General features: G+C 49.0%; 2 protein-coding genes. One reads left to right on the forward strand and one right to left on the reverse strand.

Annotated elements, in window-relative coordinates; translation table 11 throughout:
• Nucleotides 1-110: 110 nt before the first annotated feature.
• Complete coding sequence (locus tag ACTXGO_RS14460) at nt 111-740, forward strand: GDSL-type esterase/lipase family protein (RefSeq protein ID WP_443575008.1); 630 nt, start codon at nt 111-113, stop codon at nt 738-740.
• 56 nt (nt 741-796) lie between these two features.
• Here ACTXGO_RS14460 and ACTXGO_RS14465 read toward each other — a convergent pair.
• Nucleotides 797-1,060, reverse strand: a 264-nt coding sequence (locus tag ACTXGO_RS14465; RefSeq protein WP_443575009.1) for a DUF2855 family protein, incomplete at its 5' end; no start/stop codon positions are given.

Genomic DNA, 1,060 nt, shown 5'->3' on the forward strand with positions numbered 1-1,060 from the left:
ATGTTAGACGATGGCGTAAATATTAGAATGTTTAGTGAAAAAATTTCTAATCTTCTGAGTGTTGACTTCCAAGTTTCTGAGTGAATATGCTAGCGCTTAAGGGTTAAGACATGAGACGACTAACGGCATCCTGGGCGTTGCCTATCTTAGCGCTCAGCTTGGCGACAGGCTGTAGTCAGGAGTATGATATGCAAGTCTTACCAGCAGGTAGCCGCGTTGTAGCTTTGGGCGATTCGCTCACTTATGGCTATGGCACAACGCCGCAGAACAATTATCCTAGCGTATTGACAGGGCTGACAGGCTGGCAGGTCATCAACGCAGGCGTCAATGGCAATACCTCAGCTGATGTGCTGGCACGTATCGATCAGGTTATTACGCTTGACCCTGATCTGGTACTGCTGGGCGTCGGTGGCAACGATGTGCTCAGGCGCGTGCAATCAGGGACGACGAGCGCCAATATCACTCTGGCTATTGAGCAACTAAAAGCCGCTGACATTGCCGTTATTCTTATCGCGGAGCCGTATTTTAGCACTAGCGCCTTGTTCGGTAGAGCGAGCGATAATCCTATCTATAAGCAAATTGCCAAAAGCGAAAACGTACCACTATATAGCAAACGCTGGTCGGAGGTGATATCAAGCGATAAACTCAAATCAGACCAGATTCATCCCAACGCCGCAGGTTATCGCTACTTTGCAGAGGGGCTGCATGCGTATTTGCAGGCAGAGGGCTGGACGCGTTGAGTATAAGTGTAGCGACTTAGTCTGATCACTTAGCTCTGACTACATTTAACTTTTAATTACATCACAACGATTAACCCCTCATCAGCGGGTATCGTGCCCTCGCAAACATCAGCATAGACATCCGACAATCCCGTTACGCCGTCCAGCTCTTTGATCTTTAGCCAGCAACTGGTCTTGGCAGCACAGTCCATGATATAGCGCGTTGAGCGCTCGTTAAACTGGTCAGCGCCCCATTCTTTCATTAGCTTTTGAATTTGACTTGGCGCAAAAAATTGCTCGCTGCGCTGCGTGATGATGCCCTCAGCTTGACGCGGCTCATC

It is taken from the genome of Psychrobacter sp. T6-1 (assembly GCF_052258445.1).

Coding starts and splice junctions, on each gene's coding strand:
- ACTXGO_RS14460 (WP_443575008.1), top strand. CDS start 111: ATGAGACGACTAACGGCATCCTGGGCGTTGCCTATCTTAGCGCTCAGC.